This window comes from Acinetobacter sp. TYF_19 (genome assembly GCF_043105125.1).
GTDB classification, from domain to species: Bacteria; Pseudomonadota; Gammaproteobacteria; order Pseudomonadales; family Moraxellaceae; genus Acinetobacter; species Acinetobacter johnsonii.
The window spans coordinates 30,450-47,559 of record NZ_JBICLH010000075.1 but is presented as its reverse complement, the minus strand read 5'-3'; the positions used below and the strand labels follow the sequence as shown (position 1 = coordinate 47,559).

The 17,110-nt window shown below is 41.8% G+C and carries 17 protein-coding genes; 6 read left to right on the top strand and 11 right to left on the bottom strand.

Annotated elements, in window-relative coordinates; translation table 11 throughout:
- Positions 1-34: 34 nt before the first annotated feature.
- Positions 35-313, bottom strand: coding sequence for an acylphosphatase (locus ACF8FD_RS11045; RefSeq protein WP_234304850.1), 279 nt, complete (start codon positions 311-313; stop codon positions 35-37).
- Positions 310-1,779, bottom strand: a complete 1,470-nt coding sequence (locus ACF8FD_RS11040; protein ID WP_234304849.1) for an NAD(P)H-hydrate dehydratase — start codon at positions 1,777-1,779, stop codon at positions 310-312. Before ACF8FD_RS11040 ends, ACF8FD_RS11045 begins: the two co-directional genes overlap by 4 nt.
- A 22-nt stretch (positions 1,780-1,801) precedes the next feature.
- On the opposite strand from ACF8FD_RS11040, the gene queG reads away from it, so the two are divergent.
- Together queG and bioB are read left to right on the top strand one after the other, a co-directional pair.
- Entirely contained in the window at positions 1,802-2,896 is a 1,095-nt protein-coding gene (queG, locus tag ACF8FD_RS11035) for a tRNA epoxyqueuosine(34) reductase QueG (protein WP_392453391.1), read from the top strand.
- Positions 2,897-3,197: 301 nt separating this feature from the next.
- Positions 3,198-4,187, top strand: a complete 990-nt coding sequence (gene bioB / locus ACF8FD_RS11030; RefSeq protein WP_058869775.1) for a biotin synthase BioB — start codon at positions 3,198-3,200, stop codon at positions 4,185-4,187.
- A 67-nt stretch (positions 4,188-4,254) separates the two neighbouring features.
- Here the strand turns inward: bioB and ACF8FD_RS11025 are convergent, their stop codons facing one another.
- Positions 4,255-4,491, bottom strand: a complete 237-nt coding sequence (locus tag ACF8FD_RS11025; RefSeq protein WP_159127959.1) for a hypothetical protein — start codon at positions 4,489-4,491, stop codon at positions 4,255-4,257.
- 601 nt (positions 4,492-5,092) lie between these two features.
- On the opposite strand from ACF8FD_RS11025, the gene ACF8FD_RS11020 reads away from it, so the two are divergent.
- A complete protein-coding gene (locus ACF8FD_RS11020; protein ID WP_125273346.1) occupies positions 5,093-6,730 on the top strand; it encodes a long-chain-fatty-acid--CoA ligase in 1,638 nt (545 codons plus the stop codon).
- Between the two features lie 68 nt (positions 6,731-6,798).
- Here ACF8FD_RS11020 and ACF8FD_RS11015 read toward each other — a convergent pair whose 3' ends face one another.
- The 4 genes from ACF8FD_RS11015 to prpB form a co-directional block, all read right to left on the bottom strand.
- Entirely contained in the window at positions 6,799-7,725 is a 927-nt protein-coding gene (locus ACF8FD_RS11015) for an alpha/beta hydrolase (protein ID WP_205668113.1), read from the bottom strand.
- 271 nt (positions 7,726-7,996) lie between these two features.
- Complete coding sequence (locus ACF8FD_RS11010) at positions 7,997-8,458, bottom strand: DUF2147 domain-containing protein (protein ID WP_205667956.1); 462 nt, start codon at positions 8,456-8,458, stop codon at positions 7,997-7,999.
- A 189-nt stretch (positions 8,459-8,647) separates the two neighbouring features.
- Positions 8,648-9,784: a 2-methylcitrate synthase gene (prpC, locus tag ACF8FD_RS11005; RefSeq protein WP_058951806.1), complete on the bottom strand. Its 1,137-nt coding sequence runs from the start codon at positions 9,782-9,784 to the stop codon at positions 8,648-8,650.
- Positions 9,785-9,786: 2 nt separating this feature from the next.
- Positions 9,787-10,671: a methylisocitrate lyase gene (gene prpB / locus ACF8FD_RS11000; protein ID WP_062033198.1), complete on the bottom strand. Its 885-nt coding sequence runs from the start codon at positions 10,669-10,671 to the stop codon at positions 9,787-9,789.
- A 246-nt stretch (positions 10,672-10,917) separates the two neighbouring features.
- On the opposite strand from prpB, the gene ACF8FD_RS10995 reads away from it, so the two are divergent.
- The 3 genes from ACF8FD_RS10995 (at position 10,918) to ACF8FD_RS10985 (ending at position 13,173) form a co-directional block, all read left to right on the top strand.
- Positions 10,918-11,568, top strand: a complete 651-nt coding sequence (locus ACF8FD_RS10995) for a TetR/AcrR family transcriptional regulator (RefSeq protein WP_078388813.1) — start codon at positions 10,918-10,920, stop codon at positions 11,566-11,568.
- Between the two features lie 121 nt (positions 11,569-11,689).
- The gene (argF, locus tag ACF8FD_RS10990; protein ID WP_004981801.1) at positions 11,690-12,610 is read left to right on the top strand and encodes an ornithine carbamoyltransferase; all 921 of its coding nucleotides are present in this window, start codon (positions 11,690-11,692) and stop codon (positions 12,608-12,610) included.
- An 89-nt stretch (positions 12,611-12,699) separates the two neighbouring features.
- Positions 12,700-13,173 (top strand): hypothetical protein, encoded by a 474-nt coding sequence (locus ACF8FD_RS10985; protein ID WP_004981805.1) that lies wholly within the window; start codon positions 12,700-12,702, stop codon positions 13,171-13,173.
- Positions 13,174-13,200: 27 nt separating this feature from the next.
- Here the strand turns inward: ACF8FD_RS10985 and ACF8FD_RS10980 are convergent, their stop codons facing one another.
- From ACF8FD_RS10980 to ACF8FD_RS10965, 4 genes are all read right to left on the bottom strand, one after another.
- Positions 13,201-13,554: a YnfA family protein gene (locus ACF8FD_RS10980; protein ID WP_005401079.1), complete on the bottom strand. Its 354-nt coding sequence runs from the start codon at positions 13,552-13,554 to the stop codon at positions 13,201-13,203.
- A gap of 87 nt (positions 13,555-13,641) precedes the next feature.
- Positions 13,642-15,918, bottom strand: a complete 2,277-nt coding sequence (clpA, locus tag ACF8FD_RS10975; RefSeq protein ID WP_234304848.1) for an ATP-dependent Clp protease ATP-binding subunit ClpA — start codon at positions 15,916-15,918, stop codon at positions 13,642-13,644.
- A 9-nt stretch (positions 15,919-15,927) separates the two neighbouring features.
- A complete protein-coding gene (gene clpS, locus ACF8FD_RS10970; protein WP_004981811.1) occupies positions 15,928-16,344 on the bottom strand; it encodes an ATP-dependent Clp protease adapter ClpS in 417 nt (138 codons plus the stop codon).
- A gap of 17 nt (positions 16,345-16,361) precedes the next feature.
- Positions 16,362-17,108 carry a DUF6776 family protein gene (locus tag ACF8FD_RS10965; protein WP_004696694.1) on the bottom strand — a complete coding sequence of 249 codons (747 nt, stop codon included), beginning with the start codon at positions 17,106-17,108 and terminating at the stop codon, positions 16,362-16,364.
- Between the last annotated feature and the right edge of the window lie 2 nt (positions 17,109-17,110).

Here is a 17,110-nt window from a genome sequence, read left to right as displayed (position 1 = left end):
AACTTTCGCCCTTTTTTTATTTTTGAATACTTAGTCATTCGCGACGTATTTGAAAATCTGTAAATCTTTGCTGTTCTGAAGCAAGTTCTATGATGAACACATCCGTGACTACCGCATGAGTTGGCCCGACTTTAGCGAGATTCACCAGTTCGGCAACCATACCATCATCACCCAAAAGCAACGCTTCAACTGCACCTGAAGCCAAATTCAGTACATAACCCTTTAAACCTAAAGCAACAGCATATTGTGCAAACCAGCGTCGATATCCAACACCCTGAACTTTTCCCGATATGGTCAGTTTTACTGCTTTCATACTGTATGCTCTCGGTTCACGACCGTATAAATAGCTTGACTCATTTGCTGCGCTTGTAAACCACGCTCACCTTGCTGAGCCAAAAGGTCACCTGCTTGGGCATGTAAGGTCACAATTTGATGTAATGCAATGTCATCTTTCAACTGTGCTTTTAAACTGGCAATCATGCCTGCCAATACATCACCCATTCCACCTGTCCCCATCCCCGGATTACCTGCGGTACAAATCCAAAGTTGCGTATCTAAAATCAAGCTTCCTGAACCTTTCAGCACCCATTGCCCTGCATATTTTTCTTGTAAAGCATAAATAGCTGCGATACGGTCGGACTCCACCGCTGAAGTACTGATACCGAGTAAAGTCGCAGCCTCCCCAGGATGCGGTGTTGCGTACACCTGTTTACCAAGCTTTACTGGCTTCTCAGCCAAAAACCATAAAGCATCTGCATCTAATACCACCTGCAAAGCACTGGTTTGAATGAGTGGAAACCATGCATCAAACTGCTGCTGAGCCCACGAGTCTCTTCCCAAGCCCATACCAAAACTGACTGCATCCACATGTGCCACCAACGCTGTACGCTCTTGGAGCGACATTTGGTTAATATCGCGCAGCATAATATTGGGTGCACGAGCTAAAATTGCAGTATGGTGTTTTGCATCACATACCACGGTCACCTTGCCAGCACCCGCATGAAAGGCAGCTTCAGCGGCTAACATCACTGCACCCCCCATCTGTGCATGTCCCCCAATCACCAGTACGTGCCCATAGCTTCCTTTATGTCCAAAGGCTTGACGCGGTACAAGGTGCACATGCTGTGGAGCAAGTGAAGCTAAAGGTTTTAAAGCATTGTCTACAGGAAGTAGCGAAATAAGCTCAACGACTCCTGCATAAGCTTTACCCAGCCCAGTAAATAAACCCGCCTTTAAGCCCAGAGCCGTAAAGGTATAATCGGCGACAACTGCACAAGGTAAAGCTTGTCCCGTGTTGGCCTGCAAACCACTTGGAATATCAACCGCAATTTTTAAACCTGTTTGTCTATTAATCTGCTGAATCACTGCCTGCCAGTCTGAACTGAGTTCACGGTTTAACCCAATGCCAAACAAAGCATCAATATACGCATCATAAGGGTGTTGAAAAGCAAAACCGGTATGAATCATTATCCCCTGTTGCACAGCTGCTGCATGTGCTTGTTGCAGTGAAGTAGACTCTCCCAAAGCAGCTGCATAAATTTCAACGTCATAACCTTGCGCGGCTAGATACGATGCAATCAAGTAACCATCACCTGCATTGTTGCCTTGACCACAACACACCGCAACGCTTTTGACTTGCTGCTGTTTAAGCCTAGGCAGCATATGTTCAGTTGTTGCCCATGCGACTTGTTGCATCAGCCCATAAGCGCTATTTTGCTGCGCGAACCAACGTCCTTCCCATGCTTGAATCTCACTGCTGTGGTACACTTGCTGATGCATGATTTTTCCTTTGTTCTTGGTTATGACAACATCCACATCTTCCTCAAAAATCCCTGTAGATCAATATGATCCAGAGCAGCTTAAGGCTTGGATTAAAGCTGAAGCACTGGCTTTGGGATTTTCTGATTGTGTCATCGCCAAACCAGATGCTCAAGTTGAATTGCCGCGTTTTAAAAAATATTTAGAACTTGGTTATCATGGTGACATGCATTTTCTTGCTGAAAACTTAGAAAAACGCGCAGATCCAACACTGCTTGTTCCGGGCACCAAAAGTATTATTTGTGTGCGTATGGATTATTTGGTAGCCGTTCCTGAACCACGTCTTGTGCCTTTTGCACCAAATAGCGCCATCATTGCGCGTTATGCACGCGGACGTGACTATCACAAAGTCATGCGTGGGCGTTTAAAGACCCTTTCTCAGAAAATCAAAGCCAAAGTTAGCGATTTTGAATCTCGCCCCTTTGCAGACTCGGCACCCATTTTTGAAAAATCATTGGCTGAAAATGCGGGCATGGGCTGGGTCGGTAAACACACCTTACTCATTCATAAAACATCAGGCTCATTTTTTGTTTTGGGCGAGCTCTTCACCTCTTTAGAGCTACCTTTTGACCAAGCCACCACCAAACACTGTGGTTCATGTAGCGCGTGTATTGATATTTGCCCGACCCAAGCCATTGTTGAGCCTTATTTATTAGATGCGCGTAAATGCATTGCCTATTTAACTATTGAGTTTCAAGGCATTATTCCTGAAGAACTACGCCGCGGTATTGGTAACCGTGTGTTTGGTTGCGATGACTGTCAGCTCATTTGCCCATGGAATAGCTTTGCCAAAACCACACCAATTGATGATTTTAACCCGCGTCATGGTTTGGATGACATTCAACTAATTGACCTTTGGCAATGGGATGAAAACACTTTTATGGCAAATACAGAAGGGAGTCCCCTACGTCGTACAGGCTACCAAAACTTTATGCGTAACGTCGCGATTGGTCTAGGTAATGCACCATTTTCAGATGAAATATTGCAGCAATTACAAGCTTCTCGCCCAGAGCTTAACGATATTGTGCAAGTCCATATTGACTGGGCCATCCAAGAGCAACTGATGAAAAAGCACTAAAACTTGCTTCAAACAGACTCAATCAATAAAAGTTCAATCAAATAGCCATTTGCTTGCATAATTTTATTTATTTTATCTATTTAGCTGCATTTTCAGTGTAACTCAAAATCCAAATAAATAGAATTTTGTGGCCAAATTTCCGGAAAAACGCTCAACTTTGCAACTATTTTTACAATCTCATAAAAAGATAAAATTAAAAACATAATCGGGAGATACTATTAAAAATGAGCAATAATGCCTTTTAAGTTGGCACGTTAAATGTATGATGTATACAAGTTAGAATTAAAAATGGATCGCCATTATGAACCTACGCAATGATTGGACGCGTGAAGAAATCGAAGCTTTGTATGATCAGCCTTTTCTTGATCTCGTCTTTCAAGCGCAGACCGTACATCGCCAACATTTCCAAGCCAACACCATTCAAGTCAGTACTTTATTGTCGATTAAAACAGGTAAATGTCCTGAAGACTGTAAGTACTGTTCTCAGTCAGCACGTTATGACTCAAAACTTGAAGCCGAAAAACGCATTGCTGTAGACAAAGTGATTTCAGAAGCCAAAGAAGCTTTAGCCTCAGGCTCATCTCGTTTTTGTATGGGCGCAGCTTGGCGGAATCCACATGAACGTGACATGCCTTACGTACTAGAAATGGTTAAAGAAGTGAAAGCTCTTGGTTTAGAGACTTGCATGACTTTAGGGATGCTGAATGAGTCTCAAGCTGGGCGTTTAAAAGATGCAGGTTTAGATTATTACAACCATAACCTCGACACTTCACGCGAGTATTATTCACATATTATTAGTACTCGTACCTTTGACGATCGTTTAAATACCTTAGAATATGTCCGTCAAGCAGGTATGAAAGTGTGTAGCGGTGGTATCGTTGGTCTAGGTGAAAAGAAAGAAGACCGTATTGGTTTATTGCAAGAGCTTGCAACCATGCCAATTCATCCAGAATCTGTGCCAATCAACATGTTGGTTCCAATTGAAGGCACGCCACTGGCAGATGTTGAAAAACTCGATTTGACGGAATGGATTCGTACCATTGCTGTTGCGCGCATTATCATGCCGCACAGCTATATCCGCCTATCTGCAGGTCGTGAAGCACTTTCTGACTCAGACCAAGCACTTGCATTTATGGCGGGGGCAAATTCGTTGTTCTCAGGTGAGAAACTACTGACCACACCAAATGCAGGCGAAGGTAAGGACCGTCAACTGTTCACTAAATTAGGTTTAGTAGCAGAAAAGCCAAAACCAACGGTGGCAGACCTTAGCCTAGATGCCATGGCAAGCTAATTCCCAAGATTTACTAAGCATAAAAAAGCTCCTTATTCAGTATGGGGCTTTTTTAATGTCTATCTATTTAACCTTCAGGCGACCGAGCAAAATTATGCGCAGTAATTAAAATACCATAACTGGCATTCAGATAATCGCCTTGGAAGATCTCATCTTCACCATTGGCATGGCGTACAGTTAACGTTTGGCGAATCGCGTCATAGTGAAAAGAATCAAAACACTCTTGATGCTGACACAGCCAACTTAAGGTATCACTCAAATTATCATCGACAATATAAGTCTGTGCTTGAAAATTTTTAGTCATCATCCGAATACGCTAACACTGTTATTGGGCTATTGTAAGCCGTTCTGCGTCAATTCAGTCGAACTAAGCCATAAAAAAATACAGGCATTAAAAAGTGAGCCTACGCTCACTTTTCCTTAAGATGATTAGTCGGTTTTAGAATCACCACACTTTCGGCATTCCATATGCTCCCCTATTTCAGTCATTTGTTCATATTCATAAACGTGGATGCAAAATAATTTTTTAAACAACTGAAGCATTTTTAACTCCTGTAAATGATTTTTTAAAAATTCGCTTCTTAAAATAGGTATATCTTCCTGAAATACCCACAACTCATATCTCATGAGCTATACACAGTTTTAAACATACTTTTTATAAATTTCAAGTGCCTTTTGTCGAATAACAGCATAAAGTGATAAATGGTCATTTACTTTTTTAAATGATGCTTTTCATTTACTTGTGGTTCTGCATCACATCATTTTTTAAATGATGCTGAGATTGAAAGAATGCTTGATTTAAATTTGGATCAAGCTAGGATAAAAATACACTGAATGCTCAAAACAGATGTTTCGAGCAACCAATAAAGAATTTGATAAAAAAGCAACGATAAGGATATTTATACATGCTTGGACGTATGATGTTTCAACCGCTATTAATTAGCAATCTTATTGATCACGCAGAACGCTACCATGCGGATACAGCCATTATTTCTAAAAATACAGACGGCAGTATCACTGAAACCAACTGGGCCAACGTCGCAGTCAATTCTAAGCGATTTGCCAATGTACTCAAAGATTTAGGGCTTTCTCAAAGTGACCGCGTGGCGACCATCGCATGGAACAACCATCGTCACCTAGAATCTTGGTATGCGATCTCTGGCAGTGGTTATATTTGCCATACTATCAACCCACGTTTATTTCCAGAACAACTGATTTTTATTATCAATGATGCCCAAGACCGCGTGGTGTTATTTGATAAAACCTTTGCGCCACTTATTGCTGCAGTAAAAGCACACTTACCCCATGTAGAACACTTTATTTGCCTAGATGCCACAGATGATGCTATTGCAGAAAAAATTGCCGATGTAAAATTTTATGATGACTTGGTCAGCAAACAGTCTGAACAGTTCACTTGGCCAAGCTTTGATGAGCAAACTGCAAGCTCTTTGTGCTATACCTCAGGCACAACTGGAAATCCAAAAGGTGTACTATATAGCCACCGCTCCACCATTTTGCATAGTTTTGCCATTAGCCTACCCGATTCTCTCAATCTGTCTGCAAATGACATTATGTTGCCTGTAGTGCCAATGTTCCATGTTAATGCTTGGGGTACACCTTATGCAGCAGCTATGGTCGGTTGTACGGTTGTATTACCAGGGCCAGGCTTAGATGGGCCAAGTTTAGTGAATATGATTGACACATATAAAGTCACTGTGGCTTTGGGTGTACCAACCATTTGGCAAGGTTTACTGGCAGCAGCCAAACAAACAGGCAGCCAGCTAGCAAGTATGAACCGTAACGTTGTCGGTGGTTCAGCCTGCCCACCATCCATGTTAGCGGCCTTTAAAAATGACTATAACTGTGACACCATCCATGCATGGGGCATGACCGAAACCAGTCCTTTAGGCTCTGCCAACCAACTTAAAGCCAAACATCAACAGCTCTCTGAACAAGAGCGTTTCAAGCTACGTCTTTCTCAAGGCCGTCCGCCTTTTGGCGTAGATTTACGTCTTACCGATGAAGAAAAAGGCAACCATGAAATTGTCCGCGATGGTGAGCAGATTGGAAATCTACAAATTAAAGGCCACTGGATTATTGACAGTTACTTTGGTAAAGATGAATCTGCCCTCACGACCGATGGCTGGTTTGACACAGGTGATATTGCAACCTTAGATGAAGACGGCTTCTTATGCATCAGTGACCGCTCTAAAGATTTAATTAAGTCTGGCGGCGAATGGATTTCATCGGTTGAACTTGAGAACCTTGCGATGGGACATTCAGACATTCTTATGGCAGCCGTTATTGCAGCTGAACATCCAAAATGGGATGAGCGTCCTATTGTCATCGCTGTGAAGAAACCCGATAGCACGGTCACTGAACAAGGTGTCTTAGACTACTATACTGATAAAATTGCGAAATGGCAGATCCCTGACCGTGTGATTTTTGTCGACAGTATTCCACTGAGCGGTACGGGTAAAATGCTAAAACGTGAACTCCGTGCTCAATATGGCCAAGTACTACTGGAACAAAATCCTGTTTAACGTTGTTGAGAATAAAAGCCTGATCATATGGTCAGGCTTTTCTTTATGTTCGGATAGTTTAAATACCATCAATACAATTTATTTGAAAGCACGTCTAATAAAGATGCTTTAAACACCTCACCATGCTTTAGATTTGGATAGATTAAAAATTTAGCCTCTACGCCCTGCTGATCGAATATAGACAAAATTTCTCTATTTTTATTGATGCCATTTGCATCAAAATTAGCGCTTTGCTGTGCTCCAGTATGTATTAAAAGATCACCTTCCATCAGCCATACATGTTTTTGTGGCTCTTTGACTAATTTTACGGCTCTAATTTTTTGCATCATGCGCTCATCCGCCCAAGAAAGTGATGGACTTGCAGCAAAGAAATGGCTGAAATAACGACCATCGAGCAAGCTATCAAGCACAAAAAGCCCTCCATAGGAATGCCCCCATAACGCTCTTTTTTGCGCATCCAGCTTTACATTCTGCTCAACCCAAGGAGCGATGTCCTTCAAAATCACATTTCTAAAATCAGCACTTCCCCCGCTCATTCGCTCTGGATTTCGTGGATCTTGGGCGGGTTTTCCAGTTAATAAATCTGCTGGAGTATAGTCAAGTGAACGAAGAGCTGTGGCAAATGGCAAATTGGTTTTATAACCAATAGCAACCAATACAGGGGCATCATTTTCATACAAAGACTTAAGTATTTCTTCATTCAGATAGGACATCGCAGCGTTCCCATCCAGCATAAAGACCGATGCACACGCGTTCTGCTTCTTCTGTACTGTCTTTGGAATACCTAACCAAACGCTATAAGTTTTATTTGGATCTGTAGTTGTAAATTCTTTGACTTTAAAACTGTAATACGCCGAGCCTATTTCTGCAATATTGGCAGGCAAAGGTTTTATTTCAGGTTTCGCATAAGCACTTAAGCTTGTACCCAAGATCAACAACGAACCAAAAATTCGCAAAAGCACAGTAATAAAAATCTTTCTATAAAGATGAGTCATTTTTCGTATATACAGCCATGAGATACCGAAGCTTAATACACAATAATAGTTATCATTATCAATTAAGTAAATCTTAATCATCTCTCTGTCATGACGTACATCTCATCGATTAAATAGACTACATTTTCTTTGACCACGCACTCCGAAAGATGATTTTTCCTTTTTATACGGATTCAACAAGTCTAGAAAATACCCTTCCAGCTTTTTTATCACTAAAAAAAAGCCACCGCACTATGAAAGTTCAATGGCTTTATCGATACAAGCAAAAGACTTAAAGCTTTTTCCATGTCATGTTGCTCAAACCTTTCGCATCTTTTGCTGTGGCTTGTACCTTCATCTGATCTTTACCAGCATTTAACTGCGCAATATTGATGTTATACACACGGCCATCTTGAGGATTCAGCCATTGACCTTTTGCGAATTTTTGACCTGTTGCATCACCCACTAAGCCATTCAGCACTTGCATACCAAAAATCGGTTTATCCTTAAGTCCACCCTGACACTTACTGCACACATCACTTACAGGCACCCCAGCCAAAGGATAGTACTTGGTCACCACTGCGCTATATTGTGATGTTTTAGAATTCTTACGAATCACAATATCTGAAATGTAATACCCAGTCCGATCATCAATCACTTTCCATGTTCCAATAAGCGGGTCAAATGGCATGGCTAAAGCAGAATGAGACAACCCCAAAAACAGTGCTGATGCACACAAAAACTTATGTTTCATAAAGTAAATTACAATAAAAATGAAGAAATAAACGGTCGAGATTATAGCAACTCTATTCTTTTATTTACAGATTATTTCATTAAAATTAAATATTTATATGAATTAACCCCTGAGAAAAATCAACAAAAAAATTGCATATAAAAAAAGCCTCCGAAGAGGCTTTTTTTAATAATGTATCAGAGCTTTATATTAAGCCGCTGAACGTTCTTCAATTGGCACCACTTTACGCAGTTCAGGCCCCGTATAATCCGCACTTGGGCGAATAATACGGTTGTCCGCACGTTGTTCCATCACATGAGCAGCCCAACCCGTGACACGGCTCATCACGAAGATTGGTGTGAAGAGTTTGGTCGCAATATCCATGAAGTGGTATGCCGATGCATGGAAGAAGTCTGCGTTACAGAACAGTTTCTTCTCACGCCACATCACTTCTTCACAACGGACTGAAACTGGGTACAGGACCGTGTCACCGACATCTTTGGCTAAGCGCTCTGACCAAATTTTAATGATGCCATTACGTGGGTCATTGTCTTTGTAGATTGCATGTCCAAAGCCCATGATCTTTTCTTTACGTTCCAATTTGCCCAGCATTTCACGCTCAGCTTCTTCAGGTGACGTCCAGTTTTCAATCATTTCCATCGCTGCTTCATTTGCTCCACCATGTAATGGACCACGTAGTGAACCAATTGCACCGGTAATGCATGAATGCATATCGGATAAGGTTGATGCGCATACACGTGCGGTGAAGGTCGATGCATTGAATTCATGCTCTGCATAGAGGATCAGTGATACGTTCATCACTTGCTCATGCAGTTCATTTGGTTTTTCACCACGAAGTAGGTGTAGGAATTGAGCACCGATTGAATCGTCATCGGTGTTTTCTTCAATGCGTACGCCATCATGGCTAAAGCGGTACCAGTAGCAAATGATTGCTGGAAGGGTTGCAAGAATGCGGTCTGCAACATCTTGCTGTTCTGCAAAAGATTGTTCTGTTTCTAGGTTGCCCAGCATCGATACGCCCGTGCGCATCACATCCATTGGGTGTGAATCTGCTGGGATACGCTCAAGGACTTCTTTAAGTGCTTGTGGCAGTTGGCGCAGTGATTTGAGTTTAGCTTTGTAAGCGGTGAGTTGTTCTGCTGTTGGCAGTTCACCAAAGAAGATTAGGTAAGCGACTTCTTCAAACTGGCAGTTTTCTGCTAAGTCTTGGACGTCATAACCACGGTAGGTTAGACCTGCTCCGCTTTTGCCTACGGTTGATAGTGCTGTCTTTCCTGCGACTTGTCCGCGCAATCCTGCGCCTGTGAGGACTTTTCCTTCAGCCATTTTTAATTCTCCTGTTTAAACAGCTTGTCTAATGTGTTTTCAAAGGTGTGATAATCCAGAAATTCGTAGAGTTCTTTGCGCTGTTGCATTTTGTCGAGAACGTTGACTTGGGTACCGTCATTGCGAATGGCATGCATGACTTCCAGTGCTGCTTTTTGCATGGCACGGGTCGGTGACAGTGGGTACAGCACCATCGAGATGCCTTGTTCTGCCAGTTGTTCTTTGGTGTAGTATGGGGTATCGCCAAATTCGGTGATGTTGGCCAATACAGGGACACCGACTGCATCACAGACGGTTTTGTACATGGTAATGTCAGTCATGGCTTCGGCAAAGATCGCATCAGCACCGGCTTCTACACAGGCACAGGCACGGTCAATTACCGCTTGTAGGCCTTCTTTTTGTAGAGCATCGGTACGTGCCATCACCACAAAGTTTGCATCGGTTTTAGCATCGACAGCCGCTTTTACGCGGTCGACCATTTCTTGTTGGGTGACGATTTCTTTGTTTGGACGGTGGCCACAGCGTTTTTGTGCTACTTGGTCTTCGATGTGCACTGCGGCTGCGCCTGCGGCAATCATTTGTTTCACAGTGCGGGCAATGTTAAATGCCCCACCCCAACCGGTGTCGATATCGACCAGTAATGGGGTGTCTACACGTTCGGTAATACGACGTACATCTTCCAAAACATTATCCAGACTGGTCATGCCTAAGTCAGGCAATCCATAAGAGTAGTTGGCTACACCAGCACCCGAAAGGTAGATGGCCTTGTAGCCCACCTGTTTCGCCATCATTGCTGCATAAGCATTGACTGTACCGATAATTTGTAATGGTTTTTCCACTTCTAGTGCTTGTCTAAATCTTAAGCCTGCAGATTTTTGTTCTGTCATCGTCCTTTCCACGGCATTTACTTTAATTTTCGAGTTTTGAGTATAGCCATAATGACTGAATTGGCTATGACATTTTAGAATGAAAACTCTAAAACTTTAGTCCCATGGTTCACGCTTTTATTGTGTAATTTTCTTCCACGCACTGAGGTTTAGTGGTAAACAGTTAAGCCCCAAAACAACAATGTGTACATATTTTTGCTATGATAGCAACTAGAGATCCACATTTATTAGGCTGTTGTTAGTTATATGCACGACTCAGTTCAACTAGAACCCCTTACACGTGACATACCTCACACAAAACGAGGTCATGAACGCTGTCTTGCATTTTTATTAAGTGCAAACGAGTTGTTTTTGCAACATGGCTACGATGCAGTTTCACTTGATGATATTGTCAATCATGCGGGTGGTTCAAAAGCATCGATTTACAAATATTTTGGAAATAAAGACGGTCTTTTTACAGCCATTTGTGACTACCGTCGTGAGCTGTTTTTTAAAGATATTTGTATACCTTTTGATTTTACTAAGGACAATTTGCGCGTTTATTTAATACAAACCATTTTAAATATTCAAACGCATCTTGTGCTTCCAGAAAATGCCTCTTTTTTAAGACTCATTATGGAACAAGTACAACGTAATCCACAGTTGGCCTTTCATATTCACAAACAAGGGCCTAAACATATTGAAGATGCCGTGGCTTGTGTTTTAACCAAAGCAGATGAAATAGGCATTATTCGATGTGAACACCCGAATTATTCTGCACAGCTTTTTTTTGGCATTGTGCGTGAATTAGAGTGGCGAGTACTCATGAACATCTATGTTGAAGAAAATGAACAAGAAAATCTAGAATATGTTCATTATTGTGTAGATCGTTTCTTAGCAGGTCATCAAAAAGTCTAGTTTTTTTGCAATTTCCTTTGCATATAGTATATTAATCGACTCTCTTTTTTCTTTTCACCAACCAACAACTAATTGTTGTTCTGTACCTATTTCGGTTTTCAGCAATTATTGTGGAGTAACAATGGCTCTACGTCACTTTCTTACCTTACGCGATTTATCTACTTTAGAACTGAACCAAGTTGTGCAACGCGGTATCGAACTAAAGCGTAAACAGCACAACAGCGAAGTATTCCAACCGTTTGTTGGTAAAGTCATGGGTATGATTTTTGAAAAATCGAGCACCCGTACCCGTGTATCGTTCGAAGCAGGCATGAGCCAGTTTGGTGGCAGTGCAATTTTCCTCTCTCCACGAGACACCCAATTGGGTCGTGGTGAACCCATTGAAGATTCAGCACGCGTGATTTCAAGCATGTTGGATATTGTGATGATCCGTACTTTTGGACATGACATTGTTGAACGTTTTGCCTCTTATTCAAAAGTTCCTGTGATTAATGCTTTAACCGATGATCACCACCCTTGCCAACTACTTGCAGATGTTCAAACTTTTGTTGAACACCGTGGGCCCATTGCAGGCAAAACGGTCGCGTGGATTGGTGATGGCAACAACATGTGTAATTCATATATTGAAGCTGCACATATGTGGGGCTTCAAATTAAAAATTGCTGCGCCTAAAGGTTATGAACCCAAAGCAGAATTTTTAAGTGAATTTGCGCATTGTGCAGAACTGGTGAACTCAGCTGAAGATGCTGCCGTAAATGCAAACCTCATCGTGACTGATGTATGGGCAAGCATGGGCCAAGAAGAAGAGCAAAAAATTCGTGAAGCTGCTTTTGCAGACTATCAAGTGAATGAACGTCTTATGGATCTTGCTCATCCTGATTGTTTATTTATGCACTGCTTACCTGCGCATCGCGGCGAAGAAATTTCTGAAAAGATGCTCGACCATAAAAATGCTGTAGTTTGGGATGAAGCTGAAAACCGCTTACATGCTCAAAAAGCACTGGTTGAGTTTTTAATCAATGAAAATACCAAGAAAGATTAATTAATTTTCCAACGAAAAGCACCTAAGGGTGCTTTTTTTATACGGGCAAAGCTATAATCGGAACATAATTTTTATAAGCGACACTTTCCATGCATTTCAAAAAAACTGGCCTGTGCCTTGCTACAATTCTAAGCTCTACTTTTTTTCAGGTTCAAGCCTCAGAGTTTGATGACTACTTACAATCCAAACAAATCATTGATCAAAATTTTAAAATTAAGCAACCAGAAACGTTGAATGAAATATTAACGGTATTAACCGCAGAAGATTCTCGAACCCTCCCAATTGAAATTGATAACAACACCATCATTGAACAATTTAACCTATATGCAGACCGTACCGAGCTTAAGGGTTTGATCATTACCCCTGATTTCGCGCAGTTTGAACAAGATTTAGGCACAAAAGAAGTTCAAAAAGTGATTAAAAAGAATGTTGTGCAAAACTGTAATACTTTCTTCGAGCATCAATATCAACGCCATAACCCCTACATTGTCAAATTACAGCTCAGCTCTGAGAAAAATAGCTACGATTTAGAATTAAAGCAAAAAGATTGTGGCATCAAATAGTACCTTTTTAGCGATTGGTTCCCTACTTTAGCGAACCAATCCTTGCGGTTGTAAGATAATCATGGCCGCACCAATCAACACCACTGCCCCACCCATTATGTCCCAACGGGATAAATAAACTTGATCGACATAACGCAACCATAGCAATGCGGTAAAAATATAAATTCCGCCATAAGCGGCATAAATACGTCCTGATGCAGCCGGATGTAAAGTCAACAACCAGACAAAAGCACCTAGCGCTAAAGCTGTAGGAATCCACAACCAATGACTTCTTCCCTGATTTAAAATCAAATAAGGGAAATAACAACCTAATATTTCCATCACAGCGGTTACCAAAAACAGCACAAATGTACTTAAAACTTTCGTCAATTGAATATCCATGCAACCTACTTTTATTACTTCTAACTGTTAAATACTTCTTCAATAAAAAACCCGTGCGAACACGGGTTTTAAATTATGTAGCGATCTTTAAGCAGGTTCAGCCGTTTGATCTTCAAAAACTTCAAGTTTTAAACCCACCGCTTTACCATTTTCGTTCTTCACAGAGACCGCAACATTACCACCATGTTCTGCAAGCTCACCAAATAGAATCATTTCAGCCAGTGGTTTTTTCAAATGCTCTTGGATGAGTCGTTGCATTGGGCGAGCACCCATTAAACGGTCATAGCCATTTTCAGCCATCCACTCACGCGCACTTTGATCCACTTCTAGAATGACTTTTTTCTCATCCAGTTGCGCTTGGAGTTCAGTTAAGAACTTATCTACTACGTTTTCAATTACTGTCGTTGGTAAAGCTTTAAACTGAATCACGCTGTCTAAACGGTTACGGAACTCAGGAGAAAATGCTTTCTTCATCGCATCTTGGTTATCATTACTGTTGTCTTGATCCATGAAGCCAATACTCACGCGAGAAATACTTTCCGCGCCAATATTTGTGGTCAAGACCAACACCACATTACGGAAGTCTGATTTACGACCATTGTTATCGGTCAATGAACCATGATCCATGATTTGTAGCAATAAGTTAAACACGTCTGGATGCGCTTTTTCAATCTCATCTAGTAATAATACACAGTGCGGATTTTTATGAATCGCATCGGTCAACAGACCACCTTGATCAAAGCCCACATAACCTGGAGGCGCACCGATCAAACGTGAAACCGCATGGCGCTCCATGTACTCCGACATATCGAAACGAACCAGCTCAACACCCAGTAATTTCGCAAGCTGCTTGGTGACTTCTGTTTTACCTACCCCAGTTGGGCCTGCAAAAACGAAACTACCCACAGGTTTATCTGGTGTTTTTAAACCAGCACGCGACAGCTTAATTGCTGAGCCTAAAGCTTCAATGGCTTCATCTTGACCAAAGACCACACGTTTTAAATCACGTTCAAGATGCTCAAGAACGGTCTTGTCATCTTTTGACACAGTTTTGGGTGGAATACGTGCAATTTTCGACACGATATCTTCAATATTTTCCACGGTAATTAAGGTGTCATCTTGTTCGGCTTTCAGACGACGTTGCGCCCCTGCTTCATCAATAACATCAATGGCTTTATCCGGCAAGAAACGATCATTAATGAACTTCGCAGACAGCTCAACCGCAGAAATTAAAGCTTTGTCATCATATTTAACATGATGAAAATCCTCAAACTTGCTCTTCAAACCACGTAGAATATCAATCGTTTCTGAAATAGACGGCTCATTGACATCAATCTTTTGGAAACGGCGTGAAAGTGCATGGTCTTTTTCAAATACCTGACGATACTCTTGAAAAGTGGTCGAGCCAATGCAGCGCAAAGTACCATTTGCCAATGCAGGTTTAATTAAATTCGATGCATCCATAGTGCTGCCCATGCTTGAGCCTGCACCAATAATCATGTGTATTTCATCGATAAATAAAATTGCATCAGGTTTCTTTTTTAAGGCATTTAATAGTTGTTTTAAACGTTTTTCAAAGTCACCCCGGTATTTGGTTCCTGCCACCAAAGCCCCAATGTCCAAACTATACACTTCAGCATTTGCCAATGGTTTCGGTGCTTTACCATTAACAATGAGCCAAGCTAAGCCTTCAGCAATCGATGTTTTACCGACACCAGGATCACCGACCAATAACGGGTTATTTTTACGACGACGGCATAGAATTTGTGCTGCACGCTCAATTTCTTTTTCACGACCAATTAAAGGATCCGTTTTACCCTTTTGTGCCTCAACATTTAAGTTGCTCGTATACAGCTCTAAAGGGCCTACGTTGCTTGAACTAGCAGATTCACCATCGAGATCTTCAATTTCTTCTTCCACTTGCACTTCGTCTTTACGTGTGCCGTGGGCCAAGTATTGTGTCAGAGTTAAACGGTTAATTTGATGGCGTTTTAAGAGGTAGACTGCAAAAGAGTCACGCTCAGAGTACATAGCCACTAAAATATCTGCGCCTTCAACTGTACGATCACCACCACTTGATTGCACATGGAAAATTGCACGTTGTAAAATACGGTCAAAACTTTCAGTTGGATGCGGAGCTTGGTCACTGTTTTCGCCCAGTTTAGGGGTGTGCTGCTCTACATATTCTTCAAGCTCTTTGCGAAGCACAATAATATCTGCACCACAGGCTTTCAATGCATTTACGGCCGAATCATTATCGAGTAAAGCCAATAATAAATGTTCAACGGTTAGGAATTCATGTCTCTTTTGTCGAGCCATACTAACAGCCAAACGTAAGGATACTTCTAATTGACGACTGAGCATGGAACCCCCTTAATCTTTCGGCTCAATCTGACAAAGTAAAGGATGACCTTGAGACCGAGCGTAATTATTGACTTGGTTTGCTTTTGTTTCCGCGATGTCTCTCGGGTAAACGCCTGCAACACCTTTTCCTTCATAATGTACAGTTAGCATTACTTGAGTGGCTTGGTCAAGATTCAAAGCAAAGTATTGTTGTAAAATTTCAATAACAAAGTCCATTGGGGTGTAGTCATCGTTCATTAAAACGACAGCATAGAGTGGCGGACGCTTAAGTTCTGGTGGCGCGGTTTGGACAGCGACATCCCCATTTTCTTCTTCATGCGGTTCATCATTGCTCAAGCGCGGGCTGATATGCCAATCGACATAGCCAGATTCATGAAAAGACTGCTTGATTTCATTTAAACACGTTGAACGCTTAGAGATACCCATAAACTTACAATTCACAATTATTGTGCATTCGCCTCAGCCTGAGGGATTTCAGAGACAAATGCAGATTGACTTTCTACGGCCTCACCACGTGACCAACTAAAGCGTCGTGTCACTGGTGTGCTACCTGTTAAACGGACTTCGATAAACTGTGGCGTAAAGCCTTTAGGCATCGTCCAACGCCCTGTTAAGCGCTCATAGTTTTCAAAGTTAAAGTTTTTGTCTTCAAGAGGCACAACTAAAACCTCTGTACCACGAATGAGTCGGAGTTCAACTGTACCTGAAGCTGCACGTTTAGATGGACTAACTTGAACCAAGTCAAGTTGATATTCAAATGCATTTTCAGGCAACGGTTTAATCGCAATATGCTGCACAGCCAGTGGAATACCACCGCGTTGACGCAAAACCTCACGGTAAATCACAGCAGTGGTTTCAGATTGCGCTTGTTGATCCAAAGCTTTTTGCAATGACAAATACAGCTCATTTGAATTGGTTACAGCAACGTCACGCTCCTGAACAGCAGCATTATAGTTTTTATTTAAAGCATCCAGACTGGTCTTTTGCTTTTGTACCACTTCCACCAGTTGCTCAGCATCTGCATCAAAACCTACCACCGTTAAACCCTGACGATGTCCGACGGTATAGCCCAATACCCCACTTGCAACCATCAATATTGCAGCACCAATTGCCAAGGGCTTATTGGTCTGTAAAAACGGCTTTGCAGGTTCAGGCTGTTGTGACGTCATATTTGTGTCAGTGTTCGGCATCG

What these genes read in the sequence shown, in the direction of transcription:
- ACF8FD_RS11045 (WP_234304850.1), bottom strand. Translation starts at nt 313, where the DNA reads ATGAAAGCAGTAAAACTGACCATATCGGGAAAAGTTCAGGGTGTTGGA.
- ACF8FD_RS11040 (WP_234304849.1), bottom strand. Translation starts at nt 1,779, where the DNA reads ATGCATCAGCAAGTGTACCACAGCAGTGAGATTCAAGCATGGGAAGGA.
- queG (WP_392453391.1), top strand. Translation starts at nt 1,802, where the DNA reads ATGACAACATCCACATCTTCCTCAAAAATCCCTGTAGATCAATATGAT.
- bioB (WP_058869775.1), top strand. Translation starts at nt 3,198, where the DNA reads ATGAACCTACGCAATGATTGGACGCGTGAAGAAATCGAAGCTTTGTAT.
- ACF8FD_RS11025 (WP_159127959.1), bottom strand. Translation starts at nt 4,491, where the DNA reads ATGACTAAAAATTTTCAAGCACAGACTTATATTGTCGATGATAATTTG.
- ACF8FD_RS11020 (WP_125273346.1), top strand. Translation starts at nt 5,093, where the DNA reads ATGCTTGGACGTATGATGTTTCAACCGCTATTAATTAGCAATCTTATT.
- ACF8FD_RS11015 (WP_205668113.1), bottom strand. Translation starts at nt 7,725, where the DNA reads ATGACTCATCTTTATAGAAAGATTTTTATTACTGTGCTTTTGCGAATT.
- ACF8FD_RS11010 (WP_205667956.1), bottom strand. Translation starts at nt 8,458, where the DNA reads ATGAAACATAAGTTTTTGTGTGCATCAGCACTGTTTTTGGGGTTGTCT.
- prpC (WP_058951806.1), bottom strand. Translation starts at nt 9,784, where the DNA reads ATGGCTGAAGGAAAAGTCCTCACAGGCGCAGGATTGCGCGGACAAGTC.
- prpB (WP_062033198.1), bottom strand. Translation starts at nt 10,671, where the DNA reads ATGACAGAACAAAAATCTGCAGGCTTAAGATTTAGACAAGCACTAGAA.
- ACF8FD_RS10995 (WP_078388813.1), top strand. Translation starts at nt 10,918, where the DNA reads ATGCACGACTCAGTTCAACTAGAACCCCTTACACGTGACATACCTCAC.
- argF (WP_004981801.1), top strand. Translation starts at nt 11,690, where the DNA reads ATGGCTCTACGTCACTTTCTTACCTTACGCGATTTATCTACTTTAGAA.
- ACF8FD_RS10985 (WP_004981805.1), top strand. Translation starts at nt 12,700, where the DNA reads ATGCATTTCAAAAAAACTGGCCTGTGCCTTGCTACAATTCTAAGCTCT.
- ACF8FD_RS10980 (WP_005401079.1), bottom strand. Translation starts at nt 13,554, where the DNA reads ATGGATATTCAATTGACGAAAGTTTTAAGTACATTTGTGCTGTTTTTG.
- clpA (WP_234304848.1), bottom strand. Translation starts at nt 15,918, where the DNA reads ATGCTCAGTCGTCAATTAGAAGTATCCTTACGTTTGGCTGTTAGTATG.
- clpS (WP_004981811.1), bottom strand. Translation starts at nt 16,344, where the DNA reads ATGGGTATCTCTAAGCGTTCAACGTGTTTAAATGAAATCAAGCAGTCT.
- ACF8FD_RS10965 (WP_004696694.1), bottom strand. Translation starts at nt 17,108, where the DNA reads ATGCCGAACACTGACACAAATATGACGTCACAACAGCCTGAACCTGCA.